General features: G+C 61.0%; 20 protein-coding genes. 8 read left to right on the top strand and 12 right to left on the bottom strand.

Going from position 1 to position 18,844, the window contains the following annotated elements:
* Window positions 1-13 precede the first annotated feature (13 nt).
* From MHY22_RS07475 to MHY22_RS07455, 5 genes are all read right to left on the bottom strand, one after another.
* Window positions 14-3,193, bottom strand: a complete 3,180-nt coding sequence (locus MHY22_RS07475; RefSeq protein WP_239278764.1) for an ATP-dependent helicase — start codon at window positions 3,191-3,193, stop codon at window positions 14-16.
* Window positions 3,186-6,293, bottom strand: a complete 3,108-nt coding sequence (locus MHY22_RS07470) for an ATP-dependent DNA helicase (protein WP_239278795.1) — start codon at window positions 6,291-6,293, stop codon at window positions 3,186-3,188. The genes MHY22_RS07475 and MHY22_RS07470 overlap by 8 nt, the downstream gene beginning before the upstream one ends.
* Window positions 6,294-6,325: 32 nt before the next feature.
* Window positions 6,326-7,111: a hypothetical protein gene (locus MHY22_RS07465; RefSeq protein WP_239278763.1), complete on the bottom strand. Its 786-nt coding sequence runs from the start codon at window positions 7,109-7,111 to the stop codon at window positions 6,326-6,328.
* Between the two features lie 9 nt (window positions 7,112-7,120).
* The gene (locus MHY22_RS07460; protein WP_239278761.1) at window positions 7,121-8,059 is read right to left on the bottom strand and encodes a DUF3152 domain-containing protein; all 939 of its coding nucleotides are present in this window, start codon (window positions 8,057-8,059) and stop codon (window positions 7,121-7,123) included.
* A 61-nt stretch (window positions 8,060-8,120) separates the two neighbouring features.
* Window positions 8,121-8,345, bottom strand: coding sequence for a DUF3107 domain-containing protein (locus MHY22_RS07455; RefSeq protein WP_005322370.1), 225 nt, complete (start codon window positions 8,343-8,345; stop codon window positions 8,121-8,123).
* 71 nt (window positions 8,346-8,416) lie between these two features.
* Between MHY22_RS07455 and MHY22_RS07450 the strand changes: the two genes are divergently transcribed.
* On the top strand, window positions 8,417-9,742 hold the full coding sequence (locus tag MHY22_RS07450) for a DEAD/DEAH box helicase (RefSeq protein WP_239278760.1): 1,326 nt from the start codon (window positions 8,417-8,419) through the stop codon (window positions 9,740-9,742).
* Window positions 9,739-10,977 (top strand): hypothetical protein, encoded by a 1,239-nt coding sequence (locus MHY22_RS07445; protein WP_239278759.1) that lies wholly within the window; start codon window positions 9,739-9,741, stop codon window positions 10,975-10,977. Before MHY22_RS07450 ends, MHY22_RS07445 begins: the two co-directional genes overlap by 4 nt.
* A 74-nt stretch (window positions 10,978-11,051) precedes the next feature.
* Here the strand turns inward: MHY22_RS07445 and MHY22_RS07440 are convergent, their stop codons facing one another.
* On the bottom strand, window positions 11,052-11,540 hold the full coding sequence (locus MHY22_RS07440) for a hypothetical protein (RefSeq protein WP_239278758.1): 489 nt from the start codon (window positions 11,538-11,540) through the stop codon (window positions 11,052-11,054).
* Between the two features lie 497 nt (window positions 11,541-12,037).
* Here MHY22_RS07440 and MHY22_RS07435 point away from each other — a divergent pair, with 497 nt between their 5' ends.
* Window positions 12,038-12,298 carry a WhiB family transcriptional regulator gene (locus MHY22_RS07435; protein WP_005322377.1) on the top strand — a complete coding sequence of 87 codons (261 nt, stop codon included), beginning with the start codon at window positions 12,038-12,040 and terminating at the stop codon, window positions 12,296-12,298.
* Between the two features lie 83 nt (window positions 12,299-12,381).
* The gene (locus MHY22_RS11640) at window positions 12,382-12,456 is read left to right on the top strand and encodes a 50S ribosomal protein bL37 (protein ID WP_100067784.1); all 75 of its coding nucleotides are present in this window, start codon (window positions 12,382-12,384) and stop codon (window positions 12,454-12,456) included.
* A gap of 266 nt (window positions 12,457-12,722) precedes the next feature.
* Here the strand turns inward: MHY22_RS11640 and MHY22_RS07430 are convergent, their stop codons facing one another.
* Both MHY22_RS07430 and MHY22_RS07425 read right to left on the bottom strand, forming a co-directional pair.
* Window positions 12,723-12,995: an anti-sigma factor gene (locus tag MHY22_RS07430; protein ID WP_239278757.1), complete on the bottom strand. Its 273-nt coding sequence runs from the start codon at window positions 12,993-12,995 to the stop codon at window positions 12,723-12,725.
* Window positions 12,995-13,597, bottom strand: a complete 603-nt coding sequence (locus MHY22_RS07425; protein ID WP_200436091.1) for a sigma-70 family RNA polymerase sigma factor — start codon at window positions 13,595-13,597, stop codon at window positions 12,995-12,997. The genes MHY22_RS07430 and MHY22_RS07425 overlap by 1 nt, the downstream gene beginning before the upstream one ends.
* Before the next feature lie 37 nt (window positions 13,598-13,634).
* Here MHY22_RS07425 and ybaK point away from each other — a divergent pair, with 37 nt between their 5' ends.
* Entirely contained in the window at window positions 13,635-14,138 is a 504-nt protein-coding gene (ybaK, locus tag MHY22_RS07420) for a Cys-tRNA(Pro) deacylase (protein ID WP_239278756.1), read from the top strand.
* Here the strand turns inward: ybaK and MHY22_RS07415 are convergent.
* Window positions 14,124-14,771: an SOS response-associated peptidase gene (locus MHY22_RS07415; RefSeq protein WP_239278755.1), complete on the bottom strand. Its 648-nt coding sequence runs from the start codon at window positions 14,769-14,771 to the stop codon at window positions 14,124-14,126. The two genes, ybaK and MHY22_RS07415, sit on opposite strands and share 15 nt — an antisense overlap.
* Here MHY22_RS07415 and aroA point away from each other — a divergent pair.
* Both aroA and rsgA read left to right on the top strand, forming a co-directional pair.
* Window positions 14,770-16,071 carry a 3-phosphoshikimate 1-carboxyvinyltransferase gene (gene aroA / locus MHY22_RS07410; RefSeq protein WP_239278754.1) on the top strand — a complete coding sequence of 434 codons (1,302 nt, stop codon included), beginning with the start codon at window positions 14,770-14,772 and terminating at the stop codon, window positions 16,069-16,071. The genes MHY22_RS07415 and aroA overlap by 2 nt on opposite strands.
* Window positions 16,064-17,089 carry a ribosome small subunit-dependent GTPase A gene (gene rsgA / locus MHY22_RS07405; protein ID WP_005322389.1) on the top strand — a complete coding sequence of 342 codons (1,026 nt, stop codon included), beginning with the start codon at window positions 16,064-16,066 and terminating at the stop codon, window positions 17,087-17,089. Before aroA ends, rsgA begins: the two co-directional genes overlap by 8 nt.
* Here rsgA and MHY22_RS07400 read toward each other — a convergent pair.
* From MHY22_RS07400 to MHY22_RS07390, 3 genes are read right to left on the bottom strand one after another with little or no spacing between them, the layout of a single operon-like run.
* On the bottom strand, window positions 17,086-17,334 hold the full coding sequence (locus MHY22_RS07400) for a hypothetical protein (protein WP_239278752.1): 249 nt from the start codon (window positions 17,332-17,334) through the stop codon (window positions 17,086-17,088). The two genes, rsgA and MHY22_RS07400, sit on opposite strands and share 4 nt — an antisense overlap.
* A gap of 17 nt (window positions 17,335-17,351) precedes the next feature.
* Entirely contained in the window at window positions 17,352-17,828 is a 477-nt protein-coding gene (locus MHY22_RS07395; RefSeq protein ID WP_239278794.1) for a hypothetical protein, read from the bottom strand.
* Between the two features lie 38 nt (window positions 17,829-17,866).
* The gene (locus MHY22_RS07390) at window positions 17,867-18,277 is read right to left on the bottom strand and encodes an HAD-IA family hydrolase (protein ID WP_239278750.1); all 411 of its coding nucleotides are present in this window, start codon (window positions 18,275-18,277) and stop codon (window positions 17,867-17,869) included.
* Window positions 18,278-18,453: 176 nt separating this feature from the next.
* Here MHY22_RS07390 and MHY22_RS07385 point away from each other — a divergent pair, with 176 nt between their 5' ends.
* Window positions 18,454-18,837: a hypothetical protein gene (locus MHY22_RS07385; RefSeq protein WP_239278749.1), complete on the top strand. Its 384-nt coding sequence runs from the start codon at window positions 18,454-18,456 to the stop codon at window positions 18,835-18,837.
* Window positions 18,838-18,844: the final 7 nt, after the last annotated feature.

Here is an 18,844-nt window from a genome sequence, read left to right as displayed (position 1 = left end):
CCGCCCACATACCTTAGCCCTTGTGGTGCTCTACTGACGATTCAAGGAGTTTCTTCAGCTCTTCCCCACGCGGCAGGCGGGCAGGCTCGAAGGTATAACCATCGTGGACATAATAGAACGCGGCACGAATCTTTTCCCCGCCGTGGATGCGGCGCCATGCCTCTGCGTACACCGCTAGCTGTATCTTGGCAGCATCCATGGCTTCTCCCTGGGGTGGGCGGCCGGTCTTCCAGTCCACCACCATCCAGGTGCCATCCTCCAAGCGGAATACCGCGTCCATGCGCCCGCGCACCACGGCCTCACCAATGGTGATTTCAAAGGGCGCCTCCACGTGCTCCGGTTGACGCTCGGCCCACTCGGAGTTCAGGAAGGCCTCCTTGAGCTCTTCCAAATCGAAATCTTCCGGCTCATCAATGCCGGGAAGTTCCTCCTCACCCAATAGTGCCGGGCTGCCGAAGCGATCCTCCAACCACGCGTGGAAGGCGGTTCCGCGCTTGGCATAGGAATTCGGCTTAAACGGCACGGGGCGGCGTTGCCTGCGGGCAAACTGGAGCGGGTCTGCCCGCAGCGCAACCATGTCCGAGGCGGTCAGCTCGCTGGGTAGCTCAACGTCTACCACCGGCTGTTGCAGGGCCTTGTACTCCTCAATGAGCGCGCCAGCTTCTTGCTCCCATAACTCAAAAGTTTCACCGCGGCTCATTTCTGGGAGCTCTTCCAGTGCTTCAAGTACCATGTCCGCACCGGCGACCGCCTCAGGGCTGGCCTGCAGCGCTGGGAATTGGGCGCTCTCCCCATAATCATCCTCGGAAGGCTCGTCGGGGACGGACCACTCCACCACGTACTGCGGGAATTGCTCTTTCAGGCGCTCTAGGTATTCATAGGGAGCCTTCTTGTTCTTTCCGGGAGCGTTATTGGTGCCCGATCCGGTAACGGTCAGGGTGGATTCGGTACGCGTCAGCGCCACATAAAAAAGGCGCGCCGATTCTTCCGCCTTGATGGTGCTATCTGCCTTCTTAAACTCCTCGCACGCGTTTTGGAAATGCGAGCGCTTTTGGGCATCCTCCGGGATCTCAATATAGTCATCGTCCCCTGGGACCTTGTCGATCCTGGACAGGAAAGTCTCTGCTTTCGCACTATAACTAGACGAATCCGCATGCACCACGCAGACGTGTTCCCATTCCAAGCCCTTGGCCTTGTGCGCGGTCATAATCTGCACGCGGTCAGTGGCGGCGGGAACCTCGCCGAGGTCTAGGCCATCTTCCTTTTCGAGCGCTAACGCAAAGTAATCCAAGAGCGCATACAAGGAATCACCGTGGAAGCCTGCGACGATATCGGCAAATTTATCCAGATGTGTCGCGCCCCCTGCGCTTCCACGAGCTAGTACCTCGGTGCGGATATTAAACAATGCTTCAATATCGGCGAAGATGTCCACCAGCGGTTTGGAAAGAGAATAGGTGCGCAGGTGTCGCAGTTTGGCAGAAACCTCTTCCATACGGGCGAGGCCTTGCGGGGTATAGCGGTCTCTCTCACCTAGATCGGCCAGGGCGTCGGCAAGGCCGACGCGCTGATCCGGCTCCTCAGCGGTGACATCTTCCAGCTGCGCACGCAAGTATTCTTCCGGGTCCATCCCCGGCTCCCAGCGCAAGCGCTCCTCCCTCGCGCCGGCCAGGTTTCGTTGGCGGGAAGCGAGCGCTTGAATATCACTGATTCCCAGGCCACAAATCGGCCCTGCCAGCACCCGCACTGCCGCAGGCAAGTCTTCTGGGCGCACGAGCATGGTGGCAATAGCTACGAGGTCCTGGATTTCTGGCTGCCACAGCAGGCCACCGAGACCGATGATTTCATTGGGTACGCCCGCTTTGTCGAGGGCCGCAGCGATGGGTGCGGAGTGCCTATTTTTGCGCACCAAAACCGCCGCGCTGAAGGTATCTCCCTCGCGCTTTTCCCACTGCTCTTTCAGGTACTCGGCAACGAATTCACGCTCGCGAACCTCGCTGTCGAAGTACGCCAACTGGATATCGCCTTCGCCCTTATGCGGGGCGGCAGACAGCTCGTCCACGGGACGTTCAACGCCTTCGAATACTCCCTCCGCCACTGAGTTAGCCAAATCCAGCGCACCAGAGGGGTTGCGCCAAGAGGTGGTCAACTGGTCCTTCGGGGCGGGTGTGCCCGGCGCGACTGGGAAGTCTTCCACGAAGGCAGTGAGGTTTTCAGAGGTAGCACCACGCCACCCGTAGATGGCCTGCATTGGATCGCCCACGGCCGTCACAGAAAGATCCTTTTGCTCCCTTCCGAACAGGCTGCGGAGAAGCACGCGCTGGGCATAGGAGGTGTCTTGGTACTCGTCTAGCATGATGACCTTATAGCGCTGGGACTGCTGCTTTCCCACCACAGGATGGTCGCGCGCGACGCGGGCGGCGACGGCCATTTGCTCGCCAAAGGTGATGACTTGTCGCTCAGATTGTTCCTTTTTCAGGGCCTCCAGCAGCGGCACGTACTGCACGCGGCGTTCCTGTGTTTGGATATATTCCAGCAACTTTTGCGAGTATTCGGGGCCATTCTTTTGGGATTTATCGAGGTTATCGATGTCCGCCCGAAAATCGCGGGCATGCTGGGCGATGTGACTCGTGTCCTTGAGCCCGTTATCGATATCCTGGCTGAATTTCAGCAGAGTCTCGGTAATCGTGGCTAGGGCGCGGTCGTCTTCCAGCTGGCCGGTGTAATTGCGCACCACATCGTAGGCCAAGGAATAGCGCTCGGCCTCGGTGATGATGCGTGCGGTGGGCTCTACTGGAACCAAGAGCCCATATTCGCGAACGAGTTCTCCCGCGTAGGAGTCATAGGTGGCTACCTTCGGCGCAATGTTTTCTAGCGCTTCTGCCACCTCACCGCCTGGTGGGATGAGGCCGGAATCGCGTAATTTAATCAGCTGCCGGCGGATACGTTGCTCCAGCTGTTGCGCGGCCTTACGGGTGAAGGTCAGGCCGAGAACCTGCTCCGGGCGCACATAGCCATTGGCTACAAGATAGACCACGCGCGAGGCCATGGTTTCTGTCTTGCCGGCACCAGCGCCGGCAACCACGAGTTTGGGGCTAAATGGGCCTTCGATGACGTGGGCTTGTTCCTCGGTAGGCGGAAAGTCCTTGCCCAAGGCGGCAGCGATCTGCTGTGGGGAAAAATTGCTCTTAGGCATCGGTGGTCATCCTTCCTTCTTCCTGCACAGGGCAGATGGAGCGAATTGGGCATTTATCGCAGTCTTTATTGGTGCGCGCAGTGATGCGCGGGCCACGCATCTCCTTCACCAGCGGGGGCAGAAGCGCGGCGAATTCTTCTAAGGCCTCCGGCGACTTATCGCTTTGCCAAATCTCACCAATCTTTTTGGTGGTCACCCCCGGATACACCAGCACACCGCCCTGGCGCGGCATGCCTTCGCCGTCGTGAACCTGGTGGCCGTCAAATGCGCCGTGGGCAAGCGCGAGCTGATAGGTCATCAGCTGCACATGGTCTTCGCCTTCCTTCTTAGCCGGCGTGCTTCTACCTGTCTTGAGGTCCACCACCAAGTAATTGCCCTCTTCATCGCGAAGCAGACGGTCCATATAGCCGCCGATGCGCACCTCCTCGCTGACGCGTACGCCTACGGGGATTTCCACACCGGCAAGCTCTTGATTGACCTCGGATTGGCGCGCCCATTCCCGGGCGCGGTCCAACAGGGTGGAAAACTCATCGAGCTTGAATCGCAATTGCCACTGCGGTACATCCTGAATGCGCTCGAAAGCCTCCATCACCAATAGCTTGGCCTTTTCCGCGTCCATGCCGCGGCCAAGGGCTTCAAAGAAGGCGTGCGCCAAAGTACCGCGGAGCAGGGGTTCCTCGGTGCTTGGGTCCTCGGCCACATTTCCTAGCACGGCCTTGAGCGGGCAGTTGAGTAATGCTTCCACCCGGGAGGGTGACAAACTGCCGCTGGTATGCAGCGGCGTTTCAGCCGCAACGGAGCGCGCAGACCACCACTGCTCCGGGTGGGCGCCAGGGATATCGGCTGCCGCTAGCCGAGCGAGCTGGCGCGCTGCTTGTTTGCGCTCAACCTCACCGGATTCCGGATTGGTAACTACGCGGCGCAATTGTGCGACAAAGGCCGGCACGGACAGCACCGCCACATCAAGGGGATCCACTTCGAGCCCATCGCGCAATGACACGGGTGCGGGTTCGGGCACATCGAGGCCCAGTTCGCGCGGGAGTTGGGTGCGGCGCAGCGCCCGCTTTGCTTGCCGACGCCCAGCCTGGCCAGGCACGTCCACACCACGGCCAGCGAATTCGCTAATGAAGCGCGAAGGCTCAGAGACCGTATCGCCCTCCGGGTTTTCCACGGCGGCAATGAGCAGGCGCTGTCGGTGGCGCGTGGTAGCGACGTGGAAGAGACGTCGCTCCTCTGCCAAGCGGGAGGCAACGTGGCTGACGGGGGTATCGGGATCAATATCGTGGTCGAGTAGATCGATGAGATCTTCTTGCCCAAAGATGGAGCCGGTCTCCCCTAGCGAAGGCCAGCTTCCTTCCTGCGCGCCGGCCACGATGACGGTATCCCATTCGCGGCCCACGGCACCGTGTGCAGTCAGGATCTCTACTGCCTGCGGAATGGCGGTGCGGCGGTCGCGCACACCGGTGGGAAGTTCTTGTTCGGTGATATGCGTCAGGAAGGCACGCAGCGAGGAATCAGGGCGACGCTCGACGTAGTCGCCTGCGGCGTCAAAAAGCGCCATCATTGCATCCAAGTCGCGGTCGGCCTGCGAGCCGGTCGCACCACCGCGCAGCGCCGAAGCCTGCAGGCGGTTATCAAGCTCAGTTGCGCTCCACACGGCCCAGAGGATCTCCTCCACAGAGTCCCCGGAGGCGAGTGCGTCCCGGCCGGCACTTAGAACCGCGCGTACACGTTCCAGGATGGAGTATTCGCGCTCAGTGAGTTGTCCATTAAAGTCTGGGAGCTCGCCGTAGAGAAGACCGCGCAGGCTATCGATGCCCCGGGTAGTGGAATCCCAGCGGCGCAATCCACGGATCAGGCGGCGCAGGGTGACGGGATCGGCGCCACCCACGGGACCGGTGAGCAATTCTTCCAACTCCGAGTTTGATAGGTCTTCCTCCAAGGCACGCAGGGCGAGCAGCACGGCGGAAACCAAACGCTGTTCGGCTAAGACGACGTCGGTAGGGCTAATGTGCACGGGCACGCCGGCGGACAAAAGGGTGCGGCGCATCTGGCCGATATCACCGGTTGAACGAACGATGACGGCGATATCGCGCCAGGGCACGCCGTCTTCTAAGTGACGGCGCCGCACGGTATTGGCTACGACGTCACGCAGCCTGCCGTCCGAATCCACAATGGAGATGCACGCCGGTGAGGGTGTGCGGTGAGGCTCGGTAAGCTCAATGTCGTGGTCAGCTGGGAAGTCCCGCAGGAAACGCGAGCTAGCACCACGGAAGGCAAAGACGGATTGATCGGCATCGCCGCCTACCACCACGAGATCCGCCTGCGGGGTCATGTCGCGAATGAGCTTGCCCGCAGTGGGATCGAGCAATTGCGCATCATCGACAATGATGGTGTGGAAGGGATGCTCGCGCAGTAGCTGGGGGCGCTGAAGAACCGCGGTAACCAATTCCGCAGCGGAATAGGAATGGGCGCGGGAAAGGAGCTGCACGCGTTCGTACTCGCGCAGGAATTCACCCGCCGCGGACCACATGGGGCGGCCGTGCTCGGCGCCGAGGCGCTCTAGGTCGCCCGGACCCAGGCCGCGTTCAATGGAACGCAAAAGGAAATCGCGCAGCTGCCGGGCGAATCCCACATATTCCAGCGCGGGCCGCATCTCCGCGGGCCACGAGCCATGCCCGTCTTCTGCTTGGCCAGTGAGCAGCTCGCGGATGACGGCGTCCTGCTCCGCACCGGTAATAAGTCGCAGCTCCTCCTCGGCCGCTGTGCGCAGCAACGCGAATGCTAGGGAGTGTACGGAACGCACCATGGAGGTCTGTGCGGCGTAATCCTCGAGGCGCTCAGAGAGCTCGCGGCGCAGCCGGGCGCCGGATTCCTTCGAGGGAGCGATAACGAGGATGCCGGAGGGATCCGCGCCGGTCTCCCGGGCTTTATCCAAGGCATGAATGACGGTATCGATAAGGAAGCTGGACACGCCGGTGCCGGCGGCACCGGTTACCTTCCAGGTGCCGGATTCGGGCAGGTCAACAGGCCAACTGCGGGTCGTGACGGACTGGGTACGGGAAACGAGGCGCACCTGCGGGGACGGTGGAAGGACCACTCCCGCACGCGCGGTGGAATGGGGGTCGTAACTCACCGCTCCAGTATGGCAGATGCCCGCGACACCAGATGCTGCTCCACCCGCTCAATGTGCGAACGCGTGTTTGAACGCGACGCGGGGTGCAGGTCATTGACATGACGGCGATACGACACAGCGCGCAATAGCAATTCCGGCATACCGGGTACATGACTAAAGCGCTGACAGATCCCATCATCGACCGCTTGGCCAATGAGCCCATCCACAATAACCAAAGCGGCCGTCCAGCCGGCCGGGCGCGGGGATTCGCTCGGCACAATGTCCACAATGCCCGGCGGGTTGGAGCCGTGGTAAACCGTAGTGGTGAGAAGAGCGGTGTGGGCGGGGATAAGGGGGACGTCGGCAAGCAGGGCTGGGCGATAAGCCTCGCCCGTTTCCTCCCAGGCGGCGCGCTCTGCACGAGCGAAGGCATCGCTACGCTGCCCGTTGGGAAGGGGCACCTCGGCTATAGCCGCGTCGAGGCGCAACGCCATCTGTGCGGTTTCATCAATTCGCCCGCGTACTTGGCCCGGAATAAACTGGGTAGCTTTCCACCCTGCGGCCGTGTGCCGACCATCGCTAGACAGTACCGGCCGGGAAACGCGGGCCCCCTGCACGCTGAGGCGCTCGCGCACCTTAGCGGACCAGGCGGCAAACGGACCGGCCTGGGAATAGACCACGTCGCCCACCTTGATGCCGTTATCCCACACCGGGCCCAATTGATCGCCCTGCGCGCGGCGGGTACCAGTGGCACCGGTTTCCGCGTGGAAGGCGCTTAAAACATGCTCTGGGGGAAGCGGCATCCTTAACTCCTATTCGGGTTGGTGGGGATCCTTATTATCCGGATTCGGATAAGGCCACGGGTTTGGTGAGCAGGTCACGTCCTCATCAGGATAGACCTCGCTGGGCTTGCGATCGTGCAATTCTTTGTTGTTAAGGTCCAAGGTCTGCTGCATCATGATCGGCGCTAGCTTGCCCTGGCCACCACACGGCTGGTGGGCCGCATAGCCAATGGCATGACCCAACTCATGGTTGATGACATACTGGCGATAATTGCCCAAATCGCCTTCAAAAGGCGTGGCGCCGCGCACCCAGCGGGCCTCGTTGATAATGGTGGTGGACTCGCCTGTAATGGTGGTGTGGCAGGAGGTTTCCGTTTCAATCTTCTCGCCACAGCGCTCTGCGGCGGTACCGAGCGAAGTCAGCTGGATACGGGTATCCGGTTCCGCATCAGCGGCCACGTGCTCGAACTCAAAGTCCTTATGCGCGGTCCAGCCGCGCGGGTCAGACAAGGTGGCCTCCACCATGGCGGCAAAAGACTCATCGCCTCCATACGGTGCGGTATTAAGACCATCTTCTACCTCGATGGAATAGCGCACCTTTTGCTTGCCGCCCTTACCCGTGACGGCGCCAGGCTCACCTACCTCGTGGAAGGTGCCCTTTCCCTGCTTGGTATAGGAACCACCGGGCGGCATCTCGCTGATTTCCCGCTTGACCGCTGCAGAATCGGCAGGATCAGGGCCCATCTTCTCCGTACTCGTTGGGGCAGCCTCGCTAGTGGCTTCCGCCTTTTCTTCAGAGGAAGAGGCGGTGGCGATATCGACGATGAACCAAATGGTCAGCGCGATCATGAGGGGGATAGCCACCACGCGCCACCAGCCATATTGACGCGCAAACCGGACCACCGCATTGGGGTCGTCCGGCGAATGGCCCTGGCTCCGGTGGGCGTGGCAAATCTCCCTTTTTTCCATGGGGCCTTAGGTTACCCGCTTGTATTTAAAAAAGCTGAATCAGCAGCCCTATGTGCTCGCCTTAGGCGCCGGCGAATCCCACGGCGTGCTTCTTTGCAATGCCGACCTCGACGTAGACCACGCGGTCAGTGCGCACGAGGTACTTGCGACCCTTGTCATCTTCCAATTCCAAGGTGGAGTTATCCGCCAGGGCACTGTTGATCTTCTGCGTCAGCTCGGCCTGGTCACCTGCAGCGCTAATGACCAGCTCGCGAGCGGTATCCGCGAAGCCAAACTTGATATCCATGAAGATTCCTCCTCTAACTAGAGTTTTATTGTCAATGGCCCCACTATAACCATCCCGGCTACTATCAAGGTGTGTCTGACATAAAATCCCAGCCACCGAGCTTCGCGGAACTCGGCGTTGCGGCCGAAATCTGCGATGGTCTCGCCACTCGTGGCATCACGCGTACTTTTGCAATCCAGGAATTAACCCTGCCCATCGCGCTATCCGGCCAGGACTTGATTGGCCAAGCGCGCACCGGCATGGGCAAGACCTATGGCTTTGGCGTGCCGCTTTTGGACCGCGTCTTTGATGACGCCGATATCGACGAGCTCGATGGCACCCCGCGCGCCCTCGTGGTGGTCCCCACCCGCGAGCTTGCCCAGCAGGTCACCGAGGACCTGCAGGTGGCTGCCGCCCACCTACCCGTGCGCTTAGCCTCCATCTACGGCGGCCGTCCCTACGAGGAACAGATCAAAAAGCTCAACAAGGGCGTCGATGTCATCATCGGCACGCCCGGCCGCTTGATCGATCTCCACGAACGCGGCAATCTGCAGCTCGATCGCGTGGCTATCTTGGTGCTCGATGAGGCCGACGAGATGCTGGACTTAGGTTTTTTGCCCTCGGTGGAGGCCATCCTCAAGGCGCTCGATGGCAATGCGCACCAGACCATGCTCTTTTCCGCCACAATGCCGGGCGCGATTTTGACGCTTGCCCGCCAGTTTATGGAAAAACCCATCCATATCCGCGCCGAATCCGGCGAGCAGGAATTCACCCATTCCTCCACTCGCAAGGTCACCTTCCAAGCCCACCGCATGGATAAGGTTGCCGTTGTCGCCCACGCCCTGCAGGCCGCCGACCGCGGGCGCACTATCATCTTCGCCCGCACCAAACGCGCGGCCGCCCAGTTGGCCGATGATCTTGCCCGGCGCGGCTTCCACGTGGGCGCGGTCCACGGCGATCTGGGGCAGAAGTCGCGCGAGAAGTCGCTCCATGCCTTCCGCACCGGCCAGGTGGATATCTTGGTCGCCACTGATATTGCCGCCCGCGGCATCGACGTCGATGATGTCACCCACGTCATCAACTATCAGGTTCCGGATGATCCGATGACCTTTGTCCACCGCATCGGCCGCACGGGTCGCGCCGGCCATACCGGCACCGCCATCACCTTGGTGGGCTATGATGAGCTGGGCAAATGGCAGGTTATTAATGATGAGCTGGATTTGGGTGAGCCGAATCCCCCGCAGTGGTTCTCCACGTCCCCGGAGCTGGCCCAGGCTCTAGATATCCCCGCGGAGGTAGAAGAAACTGTCGGCCCTGAGACCAAGGTCGTGGGCCAAGTGCCTGTCCGCGAAAAATCCCCCACCCGTACCACCGCGCGCCGCGGCAGCTCCCGGCGCCGGCGAGGAGGCCGCCGATGACTAAAGCTCCCATTTTGCGCTCGACGCCCGCCGATTGGAAGGCTACCGGCATTATCGCCGTGGTCTGCGCCATCGCGGTCGGTGGGGCGGCTATTACCGCCAATATCAATCAAGCGCATCTTAGCCAAGCGGCCGTTCCTGGGGATAAGGATGCACCCGCGCTTGCCGACGTCCCCGAGGCACTCCACGAGTCCTTCAGCCTCCCCAACGAACCAGTACCCGGCCAATACCGGGCGGTTTCGGCACACGGCCTGACCATCACGCACGCCGATCACACGCTCACCGCCACCAATCCGGACGGCTCCGAGGCGTGGACTTATGAGCGCACGGATGCCGATCTCTGCTCGCTGTCTACAGCGTGGGGCAAAATCGTAGCGTCGTATAAAACCGGCGTGGGCTGCGGGGATACCGTGGCGATTGATGCCGCGACTGGCGAGTATGACAGCACCCGCAGCGCCGTCAGCTCGGAAGAGGTAGTACCCGTTTCCTCCAATGACCGGGTAGGAACGGTCTCTACCGACCGCATCGATCTGTGGCGCTCCGATATGGTGCGCACCGTGGAATACGGTGATGTGGAGGCTAAACAGGAGCCGGACAAGCAACCGCATGAAGACTGCACCATTAGCTCCGCCCTTACCCGTACCGAGAATTTGGCACTGACCGAGTCCTGCCCCGATAAGCCGGGCACCACCTGGTTGCGCTTCCAGGACACCACCCCTGATGATTCCCGTGAGCCCGATATCGCCGCCGATGTGGACATAGCCACCGACGGCGCCCGGCTTGTCGCTGTGGGGCAAAAGGCCGCCGCCGTCTACCGCCCAGGCCCGAATCCCACGATCGAGTCCTATGACAATAAGGGCGAAAAGCTGGACTCTACTTCGGCAGAGCCCTCTCCAGATATTGACGCCGGTGCTTCCCCATTCGCCCCGGCAACCGCGGACCTGCCACACCATATGACCTGGTTTGATGGCTCCCGCCTCTACCTCTTCAAGCCGAGCGACCTCGCAGTGGATCACGTGGTAGACGATGCCATCGGCACCCCCATCGCCGTCGACGAGCACATGGTGGTCCCTACTCAAACAGGCATTGCTGTCATGGATTGGTCCACCGGCAAAACTCTGCGAACCATCCCGGTTGATCGCGGCGGCTACCGCGGTCCCGTCTACCTCACCTTGGCGGGCGACACCATCGTGGAAACCCGCGGCGATCAGGTCGTGGGCCTAAGCGCCGATTAATCCCCCTGCAACACGCAAAGGGCCGCGCCTTCCGGTTATCCTGGGGCGCGGCCCTTGTGCGCGTGGCAGCGAATTTAGAAGTTAGCTGCCGCCCACTCCGTGGAAGCGCGGACGAACATCAGCAGGAAGATGACTACTGCGGCGCTCACCAAAGTGACCGCACCAAGTAGCGGCGATCCGCCGCTAAACATCTGGAAGGAGCTCGCTGCCAAGATGAGCTCGACCAGGATAATGGCTCCCCTACCCCAGCGCTTTCCCTTGACCATGGCCCAAGCACCGACGATGACAAAGCCAAAAACAATAAAGATAAATAGCGCGGTGCCCAGCCCTACAAAGCTTCCGGAGCCCGAGTCCGACACCATGGATTCATTTTCTGCGCCGGTCGCCTCGCGCACAATCAGGAAGATACCGAAGCAGATGACGGCGATGGACTGAACCACGGCGAGCGCTGCGGCCACGAGTACCGGCTGTGGCGCACCCCGCTGGGCCTTCGTCTCACGCGCCGGCTGCACCGAGGCCGCACTTTGCTTTTTGTTTACCTGCTTTTTCTTCTGCTTAGACACAAAGCCACAGTCTACCCACCGGTCAAGGCCATTTCCTTGTGCGCCACTCAGGTTTCGCGGGGGCAGAGGTTAGCTGGGTAGATTTGACGCCTCTTCAGTCACCGCACTCAATGATTTTTGGACAATACGCCAGTTCAGCGCGTTTCTCACAGGCTTCTTTCAACTCGATCATGGACTCAAATGACCCCCACACCAGTTTCATTCAAGTGAGGTTGGACACAATTTTACCTCTACCCCTAGCGGAGTCTGAGTAAACATGTCATGATTCTGGGGTAGCAAAAAGAAAGAGGACGTAAACCTCTTCTTAACTTGAAGGAAACTTCAAGCAACCACAATGTGAACCATTGGCGGCGGCGACGCTGGCCCGACCTCGAGACCGGGCCCCACTGCACGCAGACCAGTTCACACAACCACCCACCCTGGCATTGGTTGCTTTTCATTTTCGTGAAAAGCGCTTGTGCTTACTGCTGTCGAATTTTTGTTAGGAGATATCAATCATGGATTGGCGCCACGAAGCTGTTTGCCGCGACGAAGACCCCGAGCTGTTCTTCCCAGTAGGCAATTCTGGTCCCGCACTTACCCAAATCGCTAAGGCCAAGCTGGTCTGCAACCGCTGCCCTGTTGCCTCTTCCTGCCTGAAGTGGGCACTGGAATCCGGCTTGGACGCCGGCGTCTGGGGCGGCCTGTCTGAAGAGGAGCGCCGCGCTCTCAAGCGTCGTCGCAACCGCGGCCGTGGCCGCGCTCGCGTTTCCGCTTAATAAGCAGCCCCCAATTTTCGTTTCGGCGCCCTTAGCCGCTACAGTTGAATAAAGTTCAGATACCCTCAACGAAGGAGTGCGCAATGAGCAAGCGTGGTCGCAAGCGCAAGGATCGCCGCAAGAAGTCCGCTAATCACGGCAAGCGTCCTGGCGCATAACGCACAGCATTACTCAAAGCCCGGTTCCCTCGGTCACTTCGACCGTAGAACCGGGCTTTTGCTATGTCAGACGCACATCGATGTCGTCTCCTAGCTCCCCGCTTGACCTCTCCGTGCCTTAAGTCCAATGTGATCGGACCGAATTGAACGCATTAGGGTCTCAATTCGGCCCTTCCGCCCTCAATTCGGCCCGATCAGTATGGACCCAAGCAAAGAGTTGGAAGATCATGAAACCAGACCCCACCACAGCGGGTGAGCAACAGTGCCTACCACGCCGTGTCGATGCGGGTAATCTCTACCGAAATGCGGCGGCGCAGCGCCTGCGGCGCCTTGGCCTGGCCGTTACAGCAGTTGCGCACCAGGGAGCGGATAATCTCCTCGCTCTCGAGGCGCTGTTGGCAGAAATCGCACTGGGCGATGTGCTCGCGGATAGCGAGTGCGCGGGCATAGGTGGTGGATTCATCGAGAAGCTCGCACAGGAGGGCGTGTACCTCTGGGGAGCTACACGCACCACAGTTGTGTTCCGTTGCGCGGTCCATTACTTCTCCTCCATGTCTGGGTGTTCTAATCCAATGCCTTGTTCTCGTGCCACGTCTTTCAACGCTTTCCGGAGCAATTTTCTTCCCCGGTGCAATCGGGACATCACCGTACCCAGCGGAGTATCCATGATTTCTGCAATTTCCTTATACGCCAAGCCTTCTACATCCGCGTAGTACACCACCATCCGGTAGTCGTCTGGCAAGTCATTCATGGCCTCTGAAATGGTGGCGTCCGGCATGTCTTTAAGCGCTGATACCTCGGCGGATTCCAGGCCAGTGGAATCGTGCCCAGCAGTGGTATAGAGCTGAAAATCGCTCAAGTCATCGGCCGAGGACTCCGTGGGGCGGCGCTTCGCCTTGCGGTAGGAGTTGATGTAGTTATTGGTCATGATGCGATACAGCCAAGCCTTAAGGTTTGTACCTTGCTTGAAGGAATGAAAGGACTTATAGGCCTTGAGGTAGGTCTCCTGCACGAGATCCTCAGCATCTTGCGGGTTGCGCGTCATGCGCAGGGCACCGCCGTAGAGCTGGTCTAGCAGGGGCAGCGCTTCCGCTTCGAAGCGGCGCTGCAGCTCCTTTTCGCTGATTGTTTCTTTAGCCACAATTTCTATCCTAACGCGTAGCGTTAGAATCCCAGGCATGTCTAAAAAGTCCCCGCATGCAGCTACCCCAGCGCTCAAAGTAGTGGAAGATGCCGGCGTAGACCACCACGTGTATACCTTTGAGGCGGGCAAGGATCACTTCGGTGATCACGCCGCGGCTGCCCTAGAGGTAGAGCCGGATCGCGTGCTCAAAACCCTGGTCATCGATTTAACTGCGGGCAAGGGACCAAAGCGCAAGCTGGCAGTCTGCGTTATCCCTACCACCCACCACCTGAGCCTCAAGAAGGCCGCGGCCGCCCACGGCGTTTCTAAGGCCGCCATGGCGGATCCGCATGACGCATCCAAGTCATCCGGATACATTCCCGGCGGCATTTCCCCGCTGGGCCAGAAAAACCCGCTGCCCACGGTCATTGAGGAAACCGCCGTCCTTTTCGATACTGTCTTTATTTCCGGCGGGCGCCGCGGGCTCGATATCGAGCTCAATGCGGAGGATCTCGCAGAGCTGTGCTCTGCCAGCTTTGCCGATCTACTCGCCGAGTAGCTCCGGATAATCGTTGGATACGCTGCCCACGGCCTTGTCGGCGGGATGGGTGTGGAAGCCGCGCAGGGGCGTCGGCAAGAGCAGCTCAGCGGCTTCCTCGGGGCTACCCTCCAGCCAGGTACGCATTTCATCGGGCGCCAAGAAGCGTGGTAGGCGGTGGTGCAGCCACTCCATTTCTTCCGTCGCCGCAGTGGTGACAATCGTGGCGGACAGGCGGTCCAGGCCGGTGTCCCATAGGCCCGCCGCCCACAACAGGCCCTCTTCCGCGCGAACGTAATAGGGCTGCTTGCCGCCTGCTTCCTGGTTCCATTCGTAGTAGCCGTCCATGGGGATAAGGCAGCGCTGCCCCTTAAAGGCATGCCGGAAGGAGGGTTTGCTGGCCACGGTCTCCGCCCGGGCGTTAAACAGCGGCGGGCCGTCCAGGTCCTTCTTCCAGTACGGCAGCAGTGCCCACCGCGCAGGGTCGACTTGGGCGAGGCTTTCGTGCACGCGCACTATCGCCACCGGCTGGGTGGGCGCGATATTGTAGCGCGGGCCTGGGGTGCCTTGTGGGGCGTGGACCTCAGTAACTCCGGGCAGCGCGCCTACTTCATCGAGAAGGGACTCGGTAAAAAGAACGAATCTTCCGCACATGCCCTCTATTATGGACGATATGTCTCAACCTTGGTCCGCCCCGCAAGCGGCAGGCCCCATAGCGTGGGCCCAGCACGTGCCGGGATCGAAGTCTATTACCAACCGCGCTTTCATTCTGGCGGCGTTGGCCGATGGCCCCTCTACCCTGCGCGCGCCGCTGGTCTCCCGCGATTCGCAGCTGATGGAAAAGGCCCTGGAATCTATGGGCGTGCGCTTCGAGCACGAAGGCGAGGATATCCACGTCACCCCCGGCCCGCTTAAGGGCGCCACGGTGGACTGCGGCTTAGCCGGCACGGTCATGCGCTTTATCCCGCCGGTTGCGGCCCTGGCGGACGGCGCCGTGCTTGTCGACGGCGACGAGCAGGCCTACGCCCGCCCCATGTCCACCACCCTGGATGCACTGCGCCAGCTAGGCGTCGAGGTGGACGGCGATAGCCTGCCCTTTACCGTCCGCTCGCATGGAGTGCCGGAAGGCGGCGAGGTTACTATCGACGCCTCTGGCTCCTCGCAGTTCGTCTCCGGACTCCTGCTGGCCGGTGCGCGCTTTGCACAAGGCATCACCGTCACCCACGAGGGCGGTCCCCTGCCTTCCATGCCGCACGTGGAGATGACCGTAGGCATGCTGCGCCAAGCCGGCGTACGCGTGGACTCCGGCGAGAATACCTGGACCGTGCATCCTGGCCCGATTGCCGGGCGGGAATGGGCAATCGAGCCAGATCTCTCCAATGCCACGCCCTTCCTTGCCGCCGCTGCCGTCACCGGCGGCCGGGTAACCATTAAGCGCTGGCCTGCCAATACCACCCAGCCGGGCGACGCCATCCGCCATATTTTGGTGGATATGGGCGTCACGGTCACCCAAGAGCCGGGCTTTGTCACTGCCAAGGGCTCCAAAGACGGCGCGCTGCAGGGCATCGAGCGCAATATGGGCGATATTGGCGAGCTCACCCCCACCGTCGCGGCGTTGTGCGCCCTGGCGGACACCCCCTCTACTCTGACCGGCATTGCGCACCTGCGCGGGCACGAGACCGACCGTTTGAAGGCGCTGGCGCATAATATCAACGCCCTCGGCGGCAAGGTCACCGAGCTTGCCGACGGCCTGCACATCGACCCCGCCCCTCTCCACGGCGGCGAGTGGCCGTGCTACGCGGATCACCGCATGGCCACCGCGGGCGCGATTATCGGTCTGCGGGTACCGGGCGTAGAGGTAGAAGACATTTCCACCACCGCGAAGACTCTGCCTGGCTTCGACCGCATGTGGGAGACGATGGTGGACCCCGAGCAACAGGAGAGCAATGGCTAGGCGTTTCGGTTCTTTCGATGAATCCGACGTACGCGTGCGCCCCGGGAAGGGCTCGCGGCCACGTACTAAGGACCGCCCCAAGCACAAAAATGCCAAGTTCGGCATGGTCATCACCAAAGACCGCGGGCGCTGGGGCGTAGCACTGGACGACGGCCCGCGGGTCACCGCCATGCGCGCCCGTGAGCTGGGCCGCACCGCCATCGAGGTGGGCGACCGCGTGGGCGTGGTGGGCGATACCTCCGGCAAGAAGGACACCCTAGCGCGCATTGTGAAGCTGGAAGAACGCACCTCCGTCCTCCGGCGCACGGCCGATGACACCGACCCTTATGAGCGCATCGTGGTGGCGAATGCGGACCAGATGCTGATCGTCACCGCCGTGGCCGATCCGCCGCCGCGCTCTGGGTTTGTCGAGCGCGCCCTCATCGCTGCGTTTGTGGGCAATATCCACCCCATCCTGTGCTTGACCAAGACCGATCTCACCGATCCTGCCCCCTTCGCGGCCGAGTTCGCCGATCTCGACGTCACGGTGGTGGAAGCCGGCGTCGAAGACGGGCTCGAGGCGGTGCGCCAGCACATCGACGGCCACGTCACCGCACTCATCGGACATTCCGGCGTGGGCAAATCCACCCTGGTCAACCGGCTGGTACCGGATGCGGATAGGGAAACGGGGGAAGTATCAGGCGTCGGCAAGGGCAGGCATACTTCCACCCAATCGGTGGCGCTCCCCCTCCCCGCCGAGGATGCATTCACCGGCGGCTGGATTATCGATACCCCAGGCATCCGTTCCTTTGGCCTCGCACACGTGGATGCCGATGACGTGCTTGGCGTCTTTGAAGACCTTGCCGCCGCCATCGAGGACTGCCCCCGCGGTTGTACGCATATGGGCCCGCCTGCGGACCCAGAATGCGGCCTCGATGATCCTGCGCTGATTCCCCCTGATACCGCCAGTGCACGGCGGCGCGACGCGGTGCGCGGCCTACTCGAGGCCCTGCGCACCAACGTGGAGTGGGAAAATTAGAGGTGGAAGCCGGTGTCGGCCATAACACCCAAAATGCCATCCACGATGCCGAAGAATACATCGAGGATCTGGCCCCAGGTGCCCTGGGACGAAGTCTCTAGCAGCGCCAGCCACGGGGTGGTGGGCACGGCGTCGGCAGCCGCATCCGCAGCTGGGGTGGTATCTGCCAGGGCGGCCGGCGCGGCACTGAGGGCTGCGCCTGCGGTAACGGTGGCCGCAGCGAGGTTCTTGAAGCGCTGAGTCATATTGTCTCCTTAAGTAATTAGAGCAGTTCTACGAGGAACGGCAGCTCGGTCGGGTGATAAAAGGCCATGAACTTATCCAGTGCATCGCCCACGGCCAGCTCCGCATCCTCATCACCAAGGTCCGCGGTATCGATGGCCTCGATGGCCTTTGCGGTGGTTTCCTCGGACTCCGCAATATCCACGTGGACGGCCGCTAGGTCGTCCTTGCTGAACTGCGCTGGCTTAAGCTCTACCACCGGCTCGCCCATATCCGGGCGCGGGGTGAGGACAGAATCATCCAAGTCTACCGAGATAACCACGCGGCGGTGCGGGAACTTCTCTTCATCGCCAATGGCCAAAAGGCGCATGGAGGCCATAGAGGCCTCAAGGAAGGCCGAGTAGGCAATTTCTTCTTCATCGCCCTCGGTATAGAACTCCTGCAGCGCAGGGGTTACCATAAAGCCCCAGCCGGAGCGCGCGGACAGGGAGCCGGTTTCTTCCAGCTCCGCCAGCATGGCGTAGGTCGCAGGGATGTAAACGCGGGCTTTAGCCACTAAAACTCACCTTCAATATCGAAGACTGCCTGAATTTCTACGGACACGCGGTCGAAGCTCGTGTACAAGAAGCCGACCATGCCTGCCTCTACGGCCGCGCGAACGTTGAGAATGGAATCATCAACCATGACACAATCATTGAGCGGCAACTCAAGGGCATCCGCTGCCGCTTGGAAGGCTGCAACCTCTGGCTTTTCCGCCCCCACCTCGCCGGAGAGAACGACTGCGTCGACGTTTCCGCGGTACTCCCACTCGCGGATGTGCTCTGCACCTGGTCCGCCTGGGTCATTGGACAGGATGGCGGTTGCTGCGCCATTTGCCTTGGCGGCGGCCAGCAGCGCCTTCCACCGACGGTTGTCTTCTTCGGTGCCGTCAAGGACGCCGACATAGTCAACGATTAGACCACGCATGTACTTAAATCCTTTGGTTACGATTCTATTTAACTCCCCGAGAGTATAGCGAACCACGCGCGCATTCGCGCCCACCCCTTTCAGGAAACCCTCAGAAATGGCGGGGTTGGGGCGGGCATGAGACAATTATCACGCGTCCGCCTCCTGTCCTTATGCAGGAGCATTACTTCCCCACCATGTACGAGCCCATCCCCGGCTACTCGCACCTCAAACTCTTCATTGCGCCCCACCGCGTGCGCTATGGCCGCTTGCCGACGTCCGCGGAAGTCGCCGCCCAACACCGCATCCAAGGCTGGGTAGTCTTTGCGCTCGAGGTAGCCGCCGGTTATCGCCCGCTAGCCCATCTCAATTCCGCGCGCTATTCCGATGCCATCCGCCTGCACATTGGATCGTGGGTGCGGCGGCGCACAAGCCCCTATGCCACGGACAGACTGCAATTGACCAGCCTGCATGCGCGGTCCAATGGCGAGTACTTTGGCTCCGCCTACATAGGCCAACAGCAGCATGCATTTACGGGATCGGCAAGCCCCACCGGTTTAACGTCGTTCCGCTTACTCTAACTCAGCG

It is taken from the genome of Corynebacterium sp. ACRPO, from assembly GCF_022347205.1.
Taxonomy (GTDB): domain Bacteria; phylum Actinomycetota; class Actinomycetes; order Mycobacteriales; family Mycobacteriaceae; genus Corynebacterium.
Note: the sequence above shows the minus strand (reverse complement) of the source record. Positions and strands in the feature narration are given on the sequence as shown.

Coding starts and splice junctions, on each gene's coding strand:
- MHY22_RS07475 (WP_239278764.1), bottom strand. CDS start 3,193: ATGCCTAAGAGCAATTTTTCCCCACAGCAGATCGCTGCCGCCTTGGGC.
- MHY22_RS07465 (WP_239278763.1), bottom strand. CDS start 7,111: ATGCCGCTTCCCCCAGAGCATGTTTTAAGCGCCTTCCACGCGGAAACC.
- MHY22_RS07460 (WP_239278761.1), bottom strand. CDS start 8,059: ATGGAAAAAAGGGAGATTTGCCACGCCCACCGGAGCCAGGGCCATTCG.
- MHY22_RS07455 (WP_005322370.1), bottom strand. CDS start 8,345: ATGGATATCAAGTTTGGCTTCGCGGATACCGCTCGCGAGCTGGTCATT.
- MHY22_RS07445 (WP_239278759.1), top strand. CDS start 9,739: ATGACTAAAGCTCCCATTTTGCGCTCGACGCCCGCCGATTGGAAGGCT.
- MHY22_RS07435 (WP_005322377.1), top strand. CDS start 12,038: ATGGATTGGCGCCACGAAGCTGTTTGCCGCGACGAAGACCCCGAGCTG.
- MHY22_RS07430 (WP_239278757.1), bottom strand. CDS start 12,995: ATGGACCGCGCAACGGAACACAACTGTGGTGCGTGTAGCTCCCCAGAG.
- ybaK (WP_239278756.1), top strand. CDS start 13,635: ATGTCTAAAAAGTCCCCGCATGCAGCTACCCCAGCGCTCAAAGTAGTG.
- aroA (WP_239278754.1), top strand. CDS start 14,770: ATGCCCTCTATTATGGACGATATGTCTCAACCTTGGTCCGCCCCGCAA.
- MHY22_RS07415 (WP_239278755.1), bottom strand. CDS start 14,771: ATGTGCGGAAGATTCGTTCTTTTTACCGAGTCCCTTCTCGATGAAGTA.
- rsgA (WP_005322389.1), top strand. CDS start 16,064: ATGGCTAGGCGTTTCGGTTCTTTCGATGAATCCGACGTACGCGTGCGC.
- MHY22_RS07400 (WP_239278752.1), bottom strand. CDS start 17,334: ATGACTCAGCGCTTCAAGAACCTCGCTGCGGCCACCGTTACCGCAGGC.
- MHY22_RS07395 (WP_239278794.1), bottom strand. CDS start 17,828: ATGCTGGCGGAGCTGGAAGAAACCGGCTCCCTGTCCGCGCGCTCCGGC.
- MHY22_RS07390 (WP_239278750.1), bottom strand. CDS start 18,277: ATGCGTGGTCTAATCGTTGACTATGTCGGCGTCCTTGACGGCACCGAA.
- MHY22_RS07385 (WP_239278749.1), top strand. CDS start 18,454: ATGTACGAGCCCATCCCCGGCTACTCGCACCTCAAACTCTTCATTGCG.